Here is a 15,096-nt window from a genome sequence, read left to right as displayed (position 1 = left end):
GGGAATACCAGCTACGTTTCGCTGTTGCTGGCAGAGGGTTCTGACCCGTGGAAAGTCGAGAGGGTCATCTGCGAGGATTCCTCGCTCGTCTCTCGGTGGGTCGTGGCGCTGTCACAGGCGCTCCCATCCCGTGAGATGTCATTGCCCGCCGGTTTCAGCGGCAGGCTCTCACCCCACGGGTCATGGCGGTCAGCGATGTTGACCGCCGCGTTGATGTCTGCGTGGTATTCCGATACCCAACACTCGTCGTTCGTACACCGGAACTCGTCACCGTTGCGGTAGCCGACGTGTTGGCAGGCGTGGCAGGTCTGGCTGGTGTACTCCGGCCAGACGTACTCGACAGGAATACCGGCGGCTCTGGCTTTGTCTTCGATGCGTCCCTGCAACCGAGCGAACGCCCATGCGTGGAGGCGTCGGTTCATCCACTCGCCGTAATCGAGGTCTTCGCGGATGTACGAGAGGTCTTCCAGAACGACAACAGGCTTCTCGAATCGACAGGCGTACTCGATGGCACGTCGAGACGCCTTCTCGATGATGTCAGTGAGTGCGTTCTGGTAGTGGTCGAATCGCTCGTCTATCCGCCACTGGGCGGCGTCACGCTCTTGCAGGCGGGTGAGTGTCGTGAATATCTCTTTGCGAAGGTGGCGGGCACGCCCGCCGTTGACGAGGAGCGGGTTGCTTGGTGACCCATTCTCGCAGGCACAGCCCGCGAGCAGGTGAGCTTCACCGATGTCGAAGCCGACTGGCGTCACGTCATCGTCAGTACTGTCGTAGTCGGGTTCTTGCACCTCGTAGTCGACGGTGACGTGCAGTTCCCAGCTCGTGCGGTGACGCTGGAGACAGAACTCTCCCACTTCGGCACTCTCATCGAGGAGGTCATGCCACAGATCGGCTTGGGCGGGATTGATCCGCACCGGAAACCAGAGGTGGTAGTCCTCGTGGTGTGGGAGTTTCACGTACCATTCGATAGCGTTCTCTGGTTGGTGGTCAAGACTGAATCCTCGTTCGGTAAATCGGACTGGATGGTCGTCTGCAAGTTCGTCGGTATCATCAACCAGTTCGGGGACGTAGTTTTTCAGCGCGTCTTTGGCATAGCTGGACAGGTCGTAGGGAGTCACGACCTCGTTGACTGCATTTTTCGTCCCACAGCCAGAGTCAAAAGCGTCGTGTAGTGCTTCTCGGTAGCCCGAGAGTGTTTCCTGAAGCTTTCGCTCTTTGTGGGCTGTCGGGGGCGCAAGTGTGGCTTGGAGTGTCTTAGTTGCTGTTGCCATCGACTTCGAGACCTTTTTCGATGAGTTCCCGGTAGGCGCGAGGGTGGCGAACGCCGTTCTCCCGCGCATACGCTTTGACGCGCTCGTGAAGTTTGCTTCCGCGTTCGATATCTACGTCAATCTTCACAGTAATAGTTATGTTTTTAGTAAAGTAAAAAGTTATGTTTCCGGTATTCAGGACTGGCTAGACAGTGTGGTTGATCCCCTGGCAGACGCGCTTCCTCCCCGCCCTGTTTGTTCCTCGGTTCCGACAGGTGTCGGAACACTTGTCACTCACGGAAAGGGCGGGGTTTCCGCGCTGTATCAAGATGAAACAGTTCAGCGTCGACAGCAGACGTGAAGCCGCGTGACATACGAGCTCCCGATTGAGAGGGCATTATCGCCGTTCTGAGACAGCGACAGCCGTCTCGACGTCGACAGTGATCCACGCAGTCGTCGTGTTCTCCGCAGAGCGAGTCGAGACGAAGGTTACCTGGTCAGTCTCAGGGTCTAGAAGCGCATCGACTTGTGGCGGTGCCGTGTCAACACCACGTTGCCGTGGATGGTCATCACCCCAGGAACTGGAACTGTCTTGGTCATCGGTGTCAGTCATACTCGAAGAAGTGAGTGGCGACGTAATCAAACGGAGAGCAGTGTTTTCAGTGCTGAGACGGTCGTTATCCGTGAGTGCCCACTGCTGCACTTGTCGTACATGTTCTGAGTTCCAGAGACAGGCCCGGCGTCTGTCGTCGTCCTGTCGCCATGCGAACGAGTGGGCCGTCGGCCCCCGGGGATCCCTGAGTTATGTAATGCTGTATTCGATCGCCGGTGACTGGTCACACGAACGGGATCAACGCCCCGAACGGGACTGTCCAGGACATCGCGTGGTTGACCGCGGTCACGGCGAGGTTCTCCGTTCGCTCGTAGACGACCGCCCAGACGGCGCCAGCGCCACTGATGGAGAGGATCGAGTACACGAAGTGTTCGGGCGGCGAGAGCGCGAATACGATTGTGTGCATCAGTCCGAACGCGACGGCACTGACAAGAACGATACCGACGGTCCCCAAATGGGGCCGGAGCCGTCCCTGGACGATCCCGCGATAGAGCAGTTCCTCGACTGGCGCCGCGAACACGTACAGACCGGGTATCACTACCACCCAGAGGATCGGCCGGTCTATGAGTAGCGCTTTCGTCCCCTCAGCGCCATGTGACGCGGAGGGCGTCGAGATCCCGATAGCCGGAAGCACGAGTGTCAACCCGGCACTAACGGCAAAGAGTACGAACGGCAGCACCGCTATCCAGCCGAGGTCCTCGAGAGTCGGCCACCGCAGTTTCACATACCGCACCCGGTCGCCAGCGATCATCAAGAAGACGACGGCAACCACGGCGAACCCGACCTGTGTGCCGGATCTGGCGACGACCGCGTATGCATCCGTCCCTGCGATACCGAGGGTTGACGCGAGGAGAGAGGTCACGAGGATACCGCCGAAGGCCGCGACGCCGCCTGTGACGGCCAGTCCGAACGTCGAGAGGACCGCCCACACCGCCATCCGGTCGGGAACCGCGGACGCCTGCCTGGCGATGACGCTCATCGGTCCACCTCGTGGTGGTTACCCCCGATGCAGCGTAATCGTGACCCGCCTTGGGCTCGTTCGGTCCAGTACGGCTCTTGTCGACCGTGGGCCGCGACACACGGTGGCGAAGCCCCCCGTGTGTGGGCCAAATCAGTCCATCGCATCTGGTCGGTCGATCGGACGACGCCGTATTGAACCCCAGGAACCGTTTAGGACGCTTCACTCCCTAATACGAACGTATACCGGCGATCCATGAATTGGTGTACGGGCGTACACCCGGACCGGAGATAGGATCGAAACGGTCGACAGGGGGGAGATTCGGACCGGTTCTGCTAGCTTTTATTTCGTGTCGGTCTATGCTGTTGGCATGTCCGACGAACCGGCATCGCTGTTGACCAAGAACCAGCGCGAACGCGTGGCTGACGGATTCGAGTCGGTACAGGGGGCGAAACGCCGCCGGGACCGACAGCGGGTCCGCCGGCGGGTAGCCGCAGGGGTCGAGGATTTCGGCTACCTGCTCGACTACCCTGACGACCAACTGGCGGCGGCGTTCGATGACCGCGACGACGAGGCCGTTGAACGAGCTCTCGCCGAGATGCGAATTGTGAGCGAACGGATACGACTGGTACACGGTCTCGACCAAGAAGACGTGGTCGCACAGGCCAGGGAGCGCCTCCGGGAAACCGACACTGACGAGCGAACCCTTGAAACGGTCGAGCTGTGGACCCGCGAGGAGGTCAAGGCGGGGTTGCGGCCGAACTAGAGGCCGAATACGAGCCTTCGGCTTGGAAACGCCGTTCTGAATTGGCCCTGAAACTCGGGGCCATCTTGACGTTACCTGGGGTTCTGCTTGTTCCGGTTCCATTCGGAGCGGTACCCCGAGCGATCGACGGTGCCTTCGCCTTCGTCGCACTCGTCTTCGGCGGTCCCGCGCTCGCATTCGGGCTGAGTATCCTCCTGGCTCGCAGTTTCAAGTACGATCTCGTGCCTGCAATTCGCAGACTCGTCGACGACCCCGCGGGAACAGTCCGGACTCTCTGGAACCGCCTCTAATGACATCTTCTGTCAACTCGCGAGTACTCTCCTCGATCCGCTATAAGACGGCGTGAATACCTTCGCATATCAGATTTCCTCTAGTAAGCCTATTCGGTCAGCACCTCAACATCGAACTTCGAGTGCCAGCGGTACCGTCGCCCTCCCCAGACAAACGTGTCTCGCACAATGGCGTACAGTCCGAGCGGCATGGCTATCGCAAGCGCCGGGACCGTCAGGAGAAGCGAAAGCCGACGAACCCCGAACATAGCACAGATACCGACTGTCAGTCCAGTCAGTGCCAGCGCGAGCGGTGGGAAGACGATACACCCGACGAGGCCAGCCACGAGCATCCCGAACGAGAGTTTCGCCGCCGTAGGGTCGTGAGTTGTGAAGATCTGATTGAACCGGACGTGACGTTCAAGTGTCTGACGGAGACTGCCGCCGATCGGTACCGTCCTAACGCGTCGTACCGACGTAACATCGGTGTGCTCCCCGAGGAGGCCATCGTCGCTGACGGTCTGGCGGAGCTCCGAGCGGAATTCGGCTTCGTCAAGATCATCTCTGTCGAAGATGACAGCTCCACCCCATGCGTGGTCGCCGACGTACGTCCCGAGCGTGCCGCCGAGCGCGTAGATCGGTTCCAGTAGAACCGCAAGCGGATCCTGGCCGGCAAACTCCGGTAGCTCCGTTGTCGGGCCGTGTTCGGCGTAATCCTGCTGGAGTCGGTCGAGCCAATCTGGTGGATGGTGAAAGTCGTCGTCGGTCCAGACGATGCGGTCGTGGCTAGCGGCTTCCATCCCAGCAGCGATGGCGTTCGCTTTGCCGGAGCACCCAGTGGGGTCACCAGCAGTGACCAACTGGACGTTCTCCGGGAACTGTGCTCGTCCCGCGATCGGATCGTCCTTTGTATCGTGGATGATGAGGAGTTCGTCCTCGGGACCCAACTGTGCGGCGACGTCGTCGCAGGCTTCGGTCCAAGACACCGTCGGGAGGAGTACGCTTGTCGGTATGCGTGTAGACATTGATGACTCACTATGATAGCTTTCCAGGGCGAGACCGGACTCCGCCACTTAGCAGACTGATGACGACACTGCCAGCAACCGCGAACGTGACAACTGTTACCGTGAGTGCGGCGGACAGGCCGACTTCCTGCCAGAGGACGAATGCATCTGGTGAAGCCGTCAGTACGCCCACGTGGACGACACCCCTGTGATACCCTACCGGTTCAATAGCACCCGTCAGGGCCAGAAACGTTACTACTGTCCATGGCAGTGCCCCCACCACGCCGGCTACGGCACTCACCACGATCCTGCGACGCTGGCGCTGGAGTCCGTGCCCTGCGAGCCAGCCACCGGCGACAGGACCGATTCCGGTTGGGACGGCCAGGCATACGGCGATGCTGCCAAGCAGTGTCTGTGCGATGGTCCGCAATACAGTCTGTGTCTGGGTCTTCGACATCCGTACCTGGATACTGAGCGTACGTATGAATGGCTGTTTCTCGTGGCTTCATTAGCTGAAGCCAGACAGAAAGCCTAGAACGGCACAACCTATATTGACGAATCAAGAGATGACCCATGTACCGTGTCCGAGGTGCAGGATCCTGAAGCACTCGCAGACCTGCTCGGTGACGAGTGTGCGCGCACGATTCTCATCGAGGCGAAAAAAGAGCCTTGCTCGGCGGCAGAGCTCAGTGACTGCGCCGGGGTATCGGAGCCGACGGTCTACCGCCGACTCGAACGACTCCGCGAGTATGATCTTGTCACCGAGGATATCCAGCCAGTCACCGATGGGAAGAATTACAAACTCTATCGGACAGAACTCGACGGCATCGAACTTGATCTCAGCGAAGACGGCTTCGAGATTACGATTTCACGTCGGGAACGGATGGCCGACCGTTTCACACAGTTCGTAGAGGGTACCTGACATGCTTGATATACCACTCCAGATCGACCTCGAAACGCTACGCACGATTCGACAGATGAGCGAGGTGGTTCCGATGATCCTCGGATTGGCCATTAGTTACCTCGCCTACACAGCATACCGCCAAAACCAGAGCCGTCCGATGTTGTACATCGCGATTGGATTCATGCTAGTGTTGTTCGTTCAGGCCCCGCTGGCCCTAGTTTTCAGTTACGTCTTGGAACTTCCCACCCCGGTCCTCAATAGCCTCCTCCAAATCCCCGAGTTCGCCGGTCTGGGGCTGATCCTCTACGGGCTGTGGGTGCCACGGCGGGACTGACATCGATAGCTCACAGACAGACAACCGTCCGCGTGCCGAATGCACCGGTGATGTGGTGACGCCACAACCGAATCCGAGCTCTGTTGTTGACTTCAGCGAGTGAAGCCAGCAAAACCGCCCTTTTTCTATGCGTCCATATCTTCAGGTGTCGATGGCCCAACCAGATACCGACACCAACTTCGAACGAACCGACTCCCGGTCGGGTGATGCCAACCAGCGAGCCAATCGCGGTGGAATCACGGGACACGTCGTCTCCGTGTTATGGAACCGAACCGAGGGTCGCCCCCGTGCACTCTGGCGTATTCTTGGCGCAGTGGTCGCCGGATTCGTGGGGGTGCGCGTGGTCCCGGCGCTGGCGCTCGCAGGTACTGAACTCCCGCCGTCGGTGACCGGAGCCGCAATAAATCTTATTGCTGCCCTCGCCGCCCTCGTCACGGCGGTTGGCTTCGCGAAGTATGTAGACCGGCGACCGTTGACCGACTACGGACTCACATTTGGCCCGTCGTGGCTCAAGGACTTCGGCGCTGGTAGTGCCATCGCCCTGGCAGGGATGGCGGTGGCACTCCCCGTGAGTCTGATCGCCGGGTGGGCGACCGTCTCCGAGTTGTTCTCGGGTGGTACCGGAGCGAACGCGCTACCGTTCGCCGTCGCGTTCGGCCTGTTCGTCATCCAGTGGGTGCTGGTGGCTTTCTGGGAGGAGTTGATCCATCGGGGCCTCATTCTGACGGGCGCCGTCGAAGGATTCCGAAATCGGTGGCTGTCCGACCGTGGCGCGGTCGTGGCAGGCGTGGTGGCGTCCGCGCTGATATTCAGTATCACGCACTTCCCAAACTCCCCGGCTGCGTTCGGATCCCGGCTCCTACTGGGGGTTATCCTCGGCGCAGCGTACGTGTGGGCCGATTCACTGGCGCTGCCGATGGGCCTCCACTTCCTGATCAACTTCGCGACGAACAACATCTACGGCCTGGCCAACGTCAGTGAAGCCGCGGAGGTTGCGCCGATGCTGATCCGGCCGACGTTCGCCGGCCCGTCACAGTTCGTCGGGGTGTTCGGGCTGGTCAACACCGGAGCGTGGCTCTGTGTCGCTGCGCTCACTGTCGGATACGTTGTCCTCCGGAACGGCGATCTTAGGTCGCGGCTGTCCTCAGCGTACACGCAGTGAGAGTGACCGAACCAACTCTCTTCGATCTGCTGCATTGAATCTCTGCATCTCATACGTTATGCGTGCCTTTCGATGATGAGAAACTGGATGCGAAGTTGCAGCGAGGGAGAAACCCACACCGGGATTGGAACAGCACCACGGTGGATACATAGCGGTTGTGGTGAGATTAGACTAAGGAAGGCACTAATTGAAATTCTACTGTGACGTTCTTGTGGTGGTCGTGATTATCTCAGTAATCTAGGTCAATTGGACTGAGATTCTCACCCCGTTTATTCGAATTCTAATCTCTCGGTTGAGACTCTTTGTAATTGGTGGGTGCTACGTTGGTTAGGAACCTCTATTCCGAGATTCTATGTATTTCCTGCACCTAGCCGGAAGTTCTATACATTACTATCTCTCTAGCGATAACTGAGAGCTAGACCGCCGGCGTAGACTAGGAGGCAATTTCAACAATGATCGAATTAATGGACGCCACGGCCGCAAAGATTGTTTTGGCAGTTCAGCGTGGCGATTCTATCAATCGTGTCGCGAGTAAGATTGACATCTCGTACTCGTGGGTGTACGACTGGATCGAGCGGTTAGAAGACGCTGAAATTGTCGCCATTACCGATAGTGGACTCCAGATCGTCGACCACGAAATGCGTCAGCAGTACGCCGAGATGATTGCCGCGTTGTACAGCCGCGACACCATCTCCCAGGAGGACGCGTACGTCATCCCGCACTTCGGCGGCATGGAGTTCGCGTACACAGAGATCGACGCTGCGTACGTCTGGACGCACGGGGGCTACCAGATCGCTCGCGGTCACGACGACTACCCGGTGTTCATCGAAGTCCACGACCGTGACATCGAACGGTGGATTTCGTTCTTCCAGCAGTTCGGTGTCGACACGACGATCAACGAGCGCCCGGACGCCAGCGATGTCGACGGGAACGTCCACTACGTGTTGTTTCCGAAGACCGACGGTATCGACGCCGAGTGGGTCGACGGCAACCCCGTAATTCCGTTGGATACCGCCGTCGACCAGATGATGGAGAACCGTCCGGCATACGAGCCCGCCTTGGAGATCATCGCTAACGAGTACGACAGGGACGTCGACGCGTCGCACCACAGCGCGATGAGCGGGGACTAACGGGGCTGATAAAATGAGTCTCCCTGAGCGCCAATCCGAACTCGTCGACACGCATCGGGCGGTACGGGACGCCGAACTGCTGTACGTTCTCGTGGGTGGCTGGGCGGTCTCGGCGTTCCAGACGCGGTTCACGACGGACATCGACACCGTAATTCCGGACACGGCACTCGATGAGTACGACTCGCTCCTTCGCGACCTCGGGTACGAGAAGCAATTCGAGAAGGACATCTCGAACGAGTACGACGGTCGGATGGTCCAGTACACGAAGCAGGTTGGAGATAACGAAGTCAAGTTCGAGGCACTCGTCGACGCGATGGGGTGCCGACAGACGGACGCGGAGTGGTCGTATCGCTATCTCCACGAACACAGCACCGTCGAATCGCTTGAGGTCGCCGAAGACCTCGATGGTCGAATCCCGGAGCCAGCCCTCCTCTTCGCGATGAAACTCCACAGCGGCCGGAAAGCTGATACCCGCGACCTCGTCGTCATCAGCACGCGTGCGGAGTTCGACCGTATCGAACGGCACGTCCATCGAGGAGACCCGAAGAAGCTCGATGGTCAGATCGAAATAGTGTTAGATCGACTCCAGCAGGACGGCTTCAAAGACTCGTTCAAGGGAGTCTTCCGACAGGAAACGCTACCAGCGGATGCGGTTGACGACCTCGTCTCGTTCCTGTCCGAGCAGCGAGACCAACTTCGGTAAGGTGCCTGGCGCCGTCTCGGGAAACAACTGAATGTTCGACGATTGCTGACCACAGTAAGTAAGGGAATAAGGAAATTATCCACAGGGCTCGAACTGTGGACGATACACTATTGATTCGTGTCTGTCAGCAGGGTACGATGTGCCCCTGGAATGTTGGTCGTGCTTCTCGCAGCATGCAATTGAATTCAACCGGCGTGGCACCATTGGCCGGTAACCAATAGCGGTCTCGGTATCTTCAGATGGAATCGATCTCGTTGATTGCTTCGGTCGCGAGCGCACCTAATTCATCGGCCTCAATGTGCGAGTAGCGCTTACGAATCATCTTCTCTGAGCTATCGAGATACCGAGCGGCAACCGTGTATCCGAACCCGCGGACAAGGATTTCGCCCATTCCCCGTCGGCCGCCATGAGGAGCGAGATAATCGTGTTTCGGATGCTCAATGTCGACCTCCGCTGCCTCTGAGAGCCGCTGGAGAATCGACCGTGCCCCATCTGTCGTAATCGACGGCGGGTGGATATCCTCGTCGAGAGCCAACAAGAAGTCCCGAGCGTACTCATCACGGTGGTCATCGATTGCGCCTTGCTCGCCCAGTTCGTCCCGCACGAGCGTTGCAAGCGTCCGCTGATCGAACGTTGGAAATACTGGCCATTGTACCGTCGGTGGATCCATCAGCGTTCGATAGTTCCGGAGGGGCGCGATCACCGGACCGGGGAGACTTGCAATATCCCACTGCTGTTTCTTCCGATAGACATCCATGTTCCCGTCGTCTAGCGAAATCTCTCCCCACTGGACACCACGCCGCCGTGGATCGTTCGGGTCACGAAGGAGTTCACCAACTCGAACAGCTGTATATGCGATCACAAAGACTAGAGCACGGTCACGAGCCGCCTTCAGAATCGTGTATCGCGCTCGCTGCCTATCGAGAGGATCGACATCCTCCGGAAGAGTTCTGTACGTCTCGATTGCATCGGTGACTCGGTCGTCGACGTACCGGGTGAGTGTATGACGCTGCTGGGGCGTCCATATCTGCTGGTCGCCGGGTTTGCGACCGTCGTCATCCGGAAGTGGTGCCGTCGCGCTTGCCCGCCGGGCGTAGTGCCCCTCAAGATATCCCTCGTTCGTACACCAGCCACACCATGCGGAGATATAGTGGTAATACGTGTGTATGGTGTTTTGCTTGAGCGCGCGGTCACTGCCGAGATGCCGGGCGTACGCCCGGAACACTCGTTCATCGAGATCTTCGAAAGTTGGGTCACGGTCGACATCATCGGGGACGATTCCCGTCCACTCGTTCCGACCGCAGTCGCCGGCAGCCCACCGGCCGAACCGTTTGAGTTCGCGGGCTGCATTACGACGGTAGTTCCCGCCGTCACCACCACGCCCTTTCCCCTTGTCTTGGAGGTAGCGTTCGAAGGAGTCCGCGAGCGATATCGAATCAGCACGTGGTGCTGCGGGAGCCAGTTCGATCACGGGAGCAGATTGTCGTCAAGAATGTCGCTGCAATCAATCGGAATCCCCTCCCATGCGGCTTTCACAGCCTTGTATCCAGTCCACCCTTCTCGTTCCAACAACTCCCCACACGCTTCACAGAACTCGCGACGAGAAATGAGATCGTTATCGTAGAGAATGTAGAACAGAAACGGCGGCGTCACGACACGGATATCTTCGTCTTGATCGTCAACAGCGCGGCGGATCGAGCGTCGGCCCGCCGCGTCCATCAAAATAACATAGTCGATGGCCTCTGGGTTCTGTACCACTTCCTGTCTGAGCGATTCCTCGCCGGCGTCCGCGCCGTGGGGCCGGGGCACGCTCGTCACCTGCGTGAGCGGTGTGTCGTCATCCGCAAGCGCCGCAAGTGCAGCACGGCTTCCGTGATGGAGTCGGTACGGGCGACTCCCTTCAGGCGCGGTCTCGCGCGTCTCCTCGGCGTGTCGCTCTAGCTCCTGTTTACAGACGTTTGTCGTTGTGAGGCCGACGTGTTCAGTGATTTGGGTCCACAACGAGCTATTCGCAACAGCAATCAGCGTATCCGTATCGACGAGGATCGGATACCGTGTGTCACCACCAGCCATTCAGACAAGATAGTCGCTGGTGTCCGTCTCAGTAGCCTCGCGGAAGGCCTCAGTGTCCTCTTGGAGCAAATCGAACTCCTCGCCAAGGAGTACTCGAGCAGCGTCCTCTGAGATATCGCCCGCCGAGTAGCGCTCGTAAATCGCGATTTTGTCGTCGTCGGTCATCGCTCTCCGAAGCATCTCAGTAAGCCCCTCACGTCCGAGTTCACTGATATTGATGCCACCAAGATGGACGGCATCGAGTTCGTTTGCCGCCTCCTTGAGCGGGCCAGCACGGAATTTAATCGTATCGTCGAGCGATTCTTGACTCATAGTAGGGAGTACGGAGGCCGGTCGGATAAGTTGTTCCCCCTTGTGGGAACACATGGGTACAGACTCCCTCGTCTTCTCGGGCTGATTCGCAGTGGTGACTCCCACAATGAGTGGTTGAGTAACAGCTGGTCATGCTTCACGTGGGAATCGAGATCACAGCAGTTCTTACAACGATCACGATTAGCGCATCGACCACCTCACCGATTTTCCGGAAGTTTCCGGAAACAGTCAGCTTCCACAATCAAAACCACCAGACGGAAGCCACCAACGGCAGTATTACCCCCTCCGAAAGACCTCTTTCCGGAAACACCCCAGCCAGCATTTTATATCGGGCTGGAAAACAATTGCAGTATACCAATGATCCGCGATGCCCGTGTCCTCCGTGCTGGTTTCGTCCCTCGGGAGGTCGAGCATCGCGACGCCGAAGTCAATCATCTCTCTAGCGTTCTCGAACCAATCACAAACGGCGAACCCGCCGACACTGCCATCGTCACCGGGCCCAGCGGGACGGGCAAGACATGTATCTCACAATTCGTCACCGAACGACTTCGGGAAGAGGTACTGGGCGTCGAAGCAACCTACGTCAACTGCTGGCGCAACTACACCCGGTTTCGAGCGCTCTATCAGATCCTCGATGATCTCGGTGAGACGATCGATATCCATCGGCAATCGACTCCCCACGATGAGCTTGTCGACCGTCTCCAACAGTACGATGGGCCTCGCTCGGTGATTATCCTCGACGAGGTCGATCAACTCGAAGATCCAAGGCTCATCTACGACCTCCACAGCTTGCCACAGTTCGCGATTGTCTGTATCGCGAACAAGGAAGAAGAGTTGTTCAGTCGTGTCGGCGACCGGCTCGTGAGCCGCCTCCGGGCCAGTGAACACGTTCGGATGGACAAATACCACGACGAGCAACTCTACGATATTCTGCGTGCCCGCGTAAAGTGGGGTCTCGACGAGGACGTCGTCACCGACGACCAACTCTATCGGATCGCCGACGCAGCCGCCGGTGATGCCAGACTAGCAATCGGTATCCTCCGGACGGCTGCCAGCAAGGCTGATCGCGAAAATTCCGAGCGAATTACCAACAATCTCCTCCTCGATGCGGCCGAGGACGCTCGAGCACAAATCAAGCAAAAGAGTCTCGATTCGCTCACTCCACACCAGCGAGTCGTCTACGATATCGTGCGTGACCATGGTCCGATCGGACCGAGCGAGATCCACGAGCGGTATGCCGAGGCAGTCGACGATCCACGGACGAAACGGACCGTCCGAACGTACCTCTCGAAGATGGTCCAGTACAACCTCCTCGAAGCAGAGGGGACAAGTCGAGATCGAGAATACTCGCTCATGGATTCGGCCGCTACCTCGCCGATGCAGTGACGAAGCGGAACTCGAGAATTGGCCCGGACTCAGTGCACTGAGGCCGGATTATCTTTGGACAGTCGTTTCTGAGGTTGTTGACTCGCTTGGGGCCCGAATGCGCCCAGATCAGACTCGTTTGTGTAGCCTTAACCAACAGTTAGTCGCGCGTATCACAATTGTTGGTTAACAGGAGTGGGTTTGTTTCTGGAAACGTTCCCGGAAACGGTCGAGCGTCCGCGAAAACCCCGTGACTCCGAGCGGTTCACTATCTCTGACGTGCTTTCCATGAAACCCGGAAGTGCCACGCCGCGGCTTATCTGGGTCGTGGCTATCTGTGTGAGTATGGGAGACAACCAGACATCGACCCGGTTGGCAGTGGACCAGCCGACCCGAGGCGCTGATCGTAATCGATCCCTTGCTGATCAAGCGGACCCGGCCACGAACGAGTTGCTGTTGCCGTCACTCGACGACGGCATCACGCTACTTGACGTCGAAGGGGGCCGTGGCGTTCCAATCCTCCAGTCACTCGTACTCGATCATCTCCTCTTGCACGAGGGTCCTGCCTTCTGGGTTGACGCGAACGGTCACGCGACGACGACCACACTCGCTCAGATTGCGCCCAGCCAGCGATTGCTCGACCGTATCCAGGTTGCACGCGGGTTCACCGCCTACCAGCATTACGGCGCCGTCTGTGATCTCTCGACCGCTGTAAACCAGTCTATCCAGTCGACTGCTGTCGACACATGGACTCCCGCTCACCGGTCAGGGGGAAATAACGGAGACTCATCTCCCCACACGCCGTCTCTCATCGTGGCGCCAGCAGTCGATGCGCAGTACCGCAGCGACGATACGCTACGGCAGGGACAGGCTGCGACGTTACAGGCGCGAACGCTTGCCCTGCTAGCAACATATGCTGACGGCTACGACGTTCCGGTGCTCGTCACACGGAGTACAGTCGACGAATTCACCGAGCCGGTCGCGACAGCCGCCGACCACCATCTGGAGTGTCAGCAGACCCGAATGGGGCCGCGGTTCGTCGGTGACGACTTCGAGACGCTCGTCTATCCCGTCGACGACGGTGCATATTACCAGACGACGTTCGCGTACTGGCAGCAACTACTCACAGCCCGTGCTACGCAGGTCGGCCTCGAACCCTCGTCACCGACATCCACGGCGGAGACGACAGACGTCGGAACGGCGACAACAGATGATGGTGAGACGACGTCCATCGCCACAGGGCCCCTTCTGGATGCGTGGACGGCAACCAGCACTGGAGGGCACTAACGATGGGGCGCACGAACCCAACGTATCGGGATGCGCTGCGGGCGATCGAAGAGCGCTGGGCGGAGTTCCGACGGGCGCTCCGTCGCCGGGACCAACCGCGCTTCGACCGGTTGTTCGAGTACGCTCGTGAGCACGCCGACGCGAGCGGTCTGTTGAACCACCAGAATCCAGTCGTCCCCGCTCTGTTCAGTATCGACCTCGAACAGCAAGCCCGCCTCGATGGCCATGAAGAGCGCATCGAGGACCTGGAAGCCGTCATAGAACCACTCCGCGATCAACAGTCACTGGACGAGGGAGAAGACGAACAATGAGCGACCTCAAAACAGTCGCCTTCGATATCGAGACGACTGGCTTTGAGACCTCGGACCGACTGACTGTCGTCGGCTTCGATACGGCAATCAGTTCCCGCGTGTTTCTCAATACCGGCGATGACCCAGTACCGTCAGGCCTCGAAGACCGGTTGAATGCAGAACTGCGGACGCCGCTCACACTGTCAACACACGAGAACGAGTCAGCGCTGCTCGAAGGGATGGCAACGTTTGTCGAGTCGACGTTCGCCGACCGGGAGTTCAAACTCGTCGCGTACAACGGCGATACCTGGAACGGTGGCTTCGATCTGCCGTTCCTCCGGACACGGCTTACCACCCACGACATCGGGTGGCCGTTTGCTGATCTTCCCTACGTCGAGGTGCTGGATGTCTTCGAGTCACGGTTTAACACGTCTGAGGATACTCTGGATGGAGTCTACGAGGAACTCATCGGGGATGGCCTGGGTGACTTGGATCCGTTTGCCGATAGTGCAGAAGCAGTCACCGCGTGGAAGACCAGAGATTTCGAGCCGCTGGTCTTGCACAACGTCGCCGATATTCGACGGACACGGACACTGATGGACCTCGCCGAACGGTACTGTTCGACGTCAGATTTCTCGATGAAATCTCTGGAGCCAGTCTCCAGCCAATCATAGCG

17 protein-coding genes are annotated in these 15,096 nt (G+C 58.6%); 10 read left to right on the top strand and 7 right to left on the bottom strand.

The annotated features are described in order from the left end of the window. Window positions 1–11: 11 nt before the first annotated feature. The 3 genes from P0204_RS19845 to P0204_RS19835 form a co-directional block, all read right to left on the bottom strand. Window positions 12–1,271, bottom strand: coding sequence for a transposase (locus P0204_RS19845; RefSeq protein WP_276224135.1), 1,260 nt, complete (start codon window positions 1,269–1,271; stop codon window positions 12–14). Further along, on the bottom strand, window positions 1,255–1,398 hold the full coding sequence (locus tag P0204_RS19840; RefSeq protein WP_276224133.1) for a hypothetical protein: 144 nt from the start codon (window positions 1,396–1,398) through the stop codon (window positions 1,255–1,257). Before P0204_RS19840 ends, P0204_RS19845 begins: the two co-directional genes overlap by 17 nt. Before the next feature lie 688 nt (window positions 1,399–2,086). Continuing rightward, the gene (locus tag P0204_RS19835) at window positions 2,087–2,842 is read right to left on the bottom strand and encodes a CPBP family intramembrane glutamic endopeptidase (RefSeq protein WP_276224132.1); all 756 of its coding nucleotides are present in this window, start codon (window positions 2,840–2,842) and stop codon (window positions 2,087–2,089) included. 349 nt (window positions 2,843–3,191) lie between these two features. Between P0204_RS19835 and P0204_RS19830 the strand changes: the two genes are divergently transcribed. Next, window positions 3,192–3,587 carry a hypothetical protein gene (locus P0204_RS19830; RefSeq protein WP_276224130.1) on the top strand — a complete coding sequence of 132 codons (396 nt, stop codon included), beginning with the start codon at window positions 3,192–3,194 and terminating at the stop codon, window positions 3,585–3,587. A 379-nt stretch (window positions 3,588–3,966) separates the two neighbouring features. On the opposite strand, the gene P0204_RS19825 is transcribed toward P0204_RS19830, so the two are convergent. Next, entirely contained in the window at window positions 3,967–4,881 is a 915-nt protein-coding gene (locus P0204_RS19825) for a glycosyltransferase family 2 protein (RefSeq protein WP_276224128.1), read from the bottom strand. A gap of 559 nt (window positions 4,882–5,440) precedes the next feature. Here P0204_RS19825 and P0204_RS19820 point away from each other — a divergent pair. The 5 genes from P0204_RS19820 (at window position 5,441) to P0204_RS19800 (ending at window position 9,093) form a co-directional block, all read left to right on the top strand. Then, on the top strand, window positions 5,441–5,782 hold the full coding sequence (locus P0204_RS19820; RefSeq protein ID WP_276224126.1) for an ArsR/SmtB family transcription factor: 342 nt from the start codon (window positions 5,441–5,443) through the stop codon (window positions 5,780–5,782). Window position 5,783: 1 nt separating this feature from the next. Continuing rightward, window positions 5,784–6,098 (top strand): DUF7521 family protein, encoded by a 315-nt coding sequence (locus P0204_RS19815; RefSeq protein ID WP_276224124.1) that lies wholly within the window; start codon window positions 5,784–5,786, stop codon window positions 6,096–6,098. A gap of 151 nt (window positions 6,099–6,249) precedes the next feature. Next, window positions 6,250–7,260 (top strand): CPBP family intramembrane glutamic endopeptidase, encoded by a 1,011-nt coding sequence (locus tag P0204_RS19810; RefSeq protein WP_276224123.1) that lies wholly within the window; start codon window positions 6,250–6,252, stop codon window positions 7,258–7,260. Window positions 7,261–7,724: 464 nt separating this feature from the next. Further along, window positions 7,725–8,390, top strand: coding sequence for a helix-turn-helix domain-containing protein (locus P0204_RS19805; RefSeq protein ID WP_276224458.1), 666 nt, complete (start codon window positions 7,725–7,727; stop codon window positions 8,388–8,390). Between the two features lie 13 nt (window positions 8,391–8,403). Further along, window positions 8,404–9,093: a hypothetical protein gene (locus P0204_RS19800; RefSeq protein ID WP_276224121.1), complete on the top strand. Its 690-nt coding sequence runs from the start codon at window positions 8,404–8,406 to the stop codon at window positions 9,091–9,093. Window positions 9,094–9,328: 235 nt separating this feature from the next. Here the strand turns inward: P0204_RS19800 and P0204_RS19795 are convergent, their stop codons facing one another. Genes P0204_RS19795 through P0204_RS19785 form a run of 3 tightly spaced genes read right to left on the bottom strand, consistent with a single transcriptional unit; the run spans window position 9,329 to window position 11,478 of the window. Beyond that, on the bottom strand, window positions 9,329–10,561 hold the full coding sequence (locus P0204_RS19795; protein ID WP_276224457.1) for a phage integrase SAM-like domain-containing protein: 1,233 nt from the start codon (window positions 10,559–10,561) through the stop codon (window positions 9,329–9,331). Further along, the gene (locus P0204_RS19790; RefSeq protein WP_276224119.1) at window positions 10,561–11,166 is read right to left on the bottom strand and encodes a hypothetical protein; all 606 of its coding nucleotides are present in this window, start codon (window positions 11,164–11,166) and stop codon (window positions 10,561–10,563) included. Before P0204_RS19790 ends, P0204_RS19795 begins: the two co-directional genes overlap by 1 nt. Beyond that, window positions 11,167–11,478, bottom strand: a complete 312-nt coding sequence (locus P0204_RS19785) for a DUF8065 family protein (RefSeq protein ID WP_276224118.1) — start codon at window positions 11,476–11,478, stop codon at window positions 11,167–11,169. A gap of 357 nt (window positions 11,479–11,835) precedes the next feature. Between P0204_RS19785 and P0204_RS19780 the strand changes: the two genes are divergently transcribed. The 4 genes from P0204_RS19780 to P0204_RS19765 all read left to right on the top strand — a co-directional run bounded on the left by P0204_RS19780 (window position 11,836) and on the right by P0204_RS19765 (window position 15,094). Continuing rightward, window positions 11,836–12,864 (top strand): Cdc6/Cdc18 family protein, encoded by a 1,029-nt coding sequence (locus P0204_RS19780; RefSeq protein ID WP_276224117.1) that lies wholly within the window; start codon window positions 11,836–11,838, stop codon window positions 12,862–12,864. 324 nt (window positions 12,865–13,188) lie between these two features. After that, the gene (locus P0204_RS19775; RefSeq protein ID WP_276224115.1) at window positions 13,189–14,130 is read left to right on the top strand and encodes a hypothetical protein; all 942 of its coding nucleotides are present in this window, start codon (window positions 13,189–13,191) and stop codon (window positions 14,128–14,130) included. Between the two features lie 2 nt (window positions 14,131–14,132). Then, window positions 14,133–14,441 carry a DUF8156 family protein gene (locus tag P0204_RS19770; protein WP_276224113.1) on the top strand — a complete coding sequence of 103 codons (309 nt, stop codon included), beginning with the start codon at window positions 14,133–14,135 and terminating at the stop codon, window positions 14,439–14,441. Then, entirely contained in the window at window positions 14,438–15,094 is a 657-nt protein-coding gene (locus P0204_RS19765; RefSeq protein ID WP_276224111.1) for a hypothetical protein, read from the top strand. Before P0204_RS19770 ends, P0204_RS19765 begins: the two co-directional genes overlap by 4 nt. The last annotated feature ends 2 nt before the right edge of the window (window positions 15,095–15,096 follow it).

Source organism: Haloarcula halophila (assembly GCF_029278565.1).
GTDB classification, from domain to species: domain Archaea; phylum Halobacteriota; class Halobacteria; order Halobacteriales; family Haloarculaceae; genus Haloarcula; species Haloarcula halophila.
Note: the sequence above shows the minus strand (reverse complement) of the source record. Positions and strands in the feature narration are given on the sequence as shown.

Coding starts and splice junctions, on each gene's coding strand:
- P0204_RS19790 (WP_276224119.1), bottom strand. CDS start 11,166: ATGGCTGGTGGTGACACACGGTATCCGATCCTCGTCGATACGGATACG.
- P0204_RS19765 (WP_276224111.1), top strand. CDS start 14,438: ATGAGCGACCTCAAAACAGTCGCCTTCGATATCGAGACGACTGGCTTT.
- P0204_RS19785 (WP_276224118.1), bottom strand. CDS start 11,478: ATGAGTCAAGAATCGCTCGACGATACGATTAAATTCCGTGCTGGCCCG.
- P0204_RS19800 (WP_276224121.1), top strand. CDS start 8,404: ATGAGTCTCCCTGAGCGCCAATCCGAACTCGTCGACACGCATCGGGCG.
- P0204_RS19845 (WP_276224135.1), bottom strand. CDS start 1,271: ATGGCAACAGCAACTAAGACACTCCAAGCCACACTTGCGCCCCCGACA.
- P0204_RS19835 (WP_276224132.1), bottom strand. CDS start 2,842: ATGAGCGTCATCGCCAGGCAGGCGTCCGCGGTTCCCGACCGGATGGCG.
- P0204_RS19805 (WP_276224458.1), top strand. CDS start 7,725: ATGGACGCCACGGCCGCAAAGATTGTTTTGGCAGTTCAGCGTGGCGAT.
- P0204_RS19780 (WP_276224117.1), top strand. CDS start 11,836: ATGATCCGCGATGCCCGTGTCCTCCGTGCTGGTTTCGTCCCTCGGGAG.
- P0204_RS19770 (WP_276224113.1), top strand. CDS start 14,133: ATGGGGCGCACGAACCCAACGTATCGGGATGCGCTGCGGGCGATCGAA.
- P0204_RS19810 (WP_276224123.1), top strand. CDS start 6,250: ATGGCCCAACCAGATACCGACACCAACTTCGAACGAACCGACTCCCGG.
- P0204_RS19815 (WP_276224124.1), top strand. CDS start 5,784: ATGCTTGATATACCACTCCAGATCGACCTCGAAACGCTACGCACGATT.
- P0204_RS19775 (WP_276224115.1), top strand. CDS start 13,189: ATGGGAGACAACCAGACATCGACCCGGTTGGCAGTGGACCAGCCGACC.
- P0204_RS19825 (WP_276224128.1), bottom strand. CDS start 4,881: ATGTCTACACGCATACCGACAAGCGTACTCCTCCCGACGGTGTCTTGG.
- P0204_RS19830 (WP_276224130.1), top strand. CDS start 3,192: ATGTCCGACGAACCGGCATCGCTGTTGACCAAGAACCAGCGCGAACGC.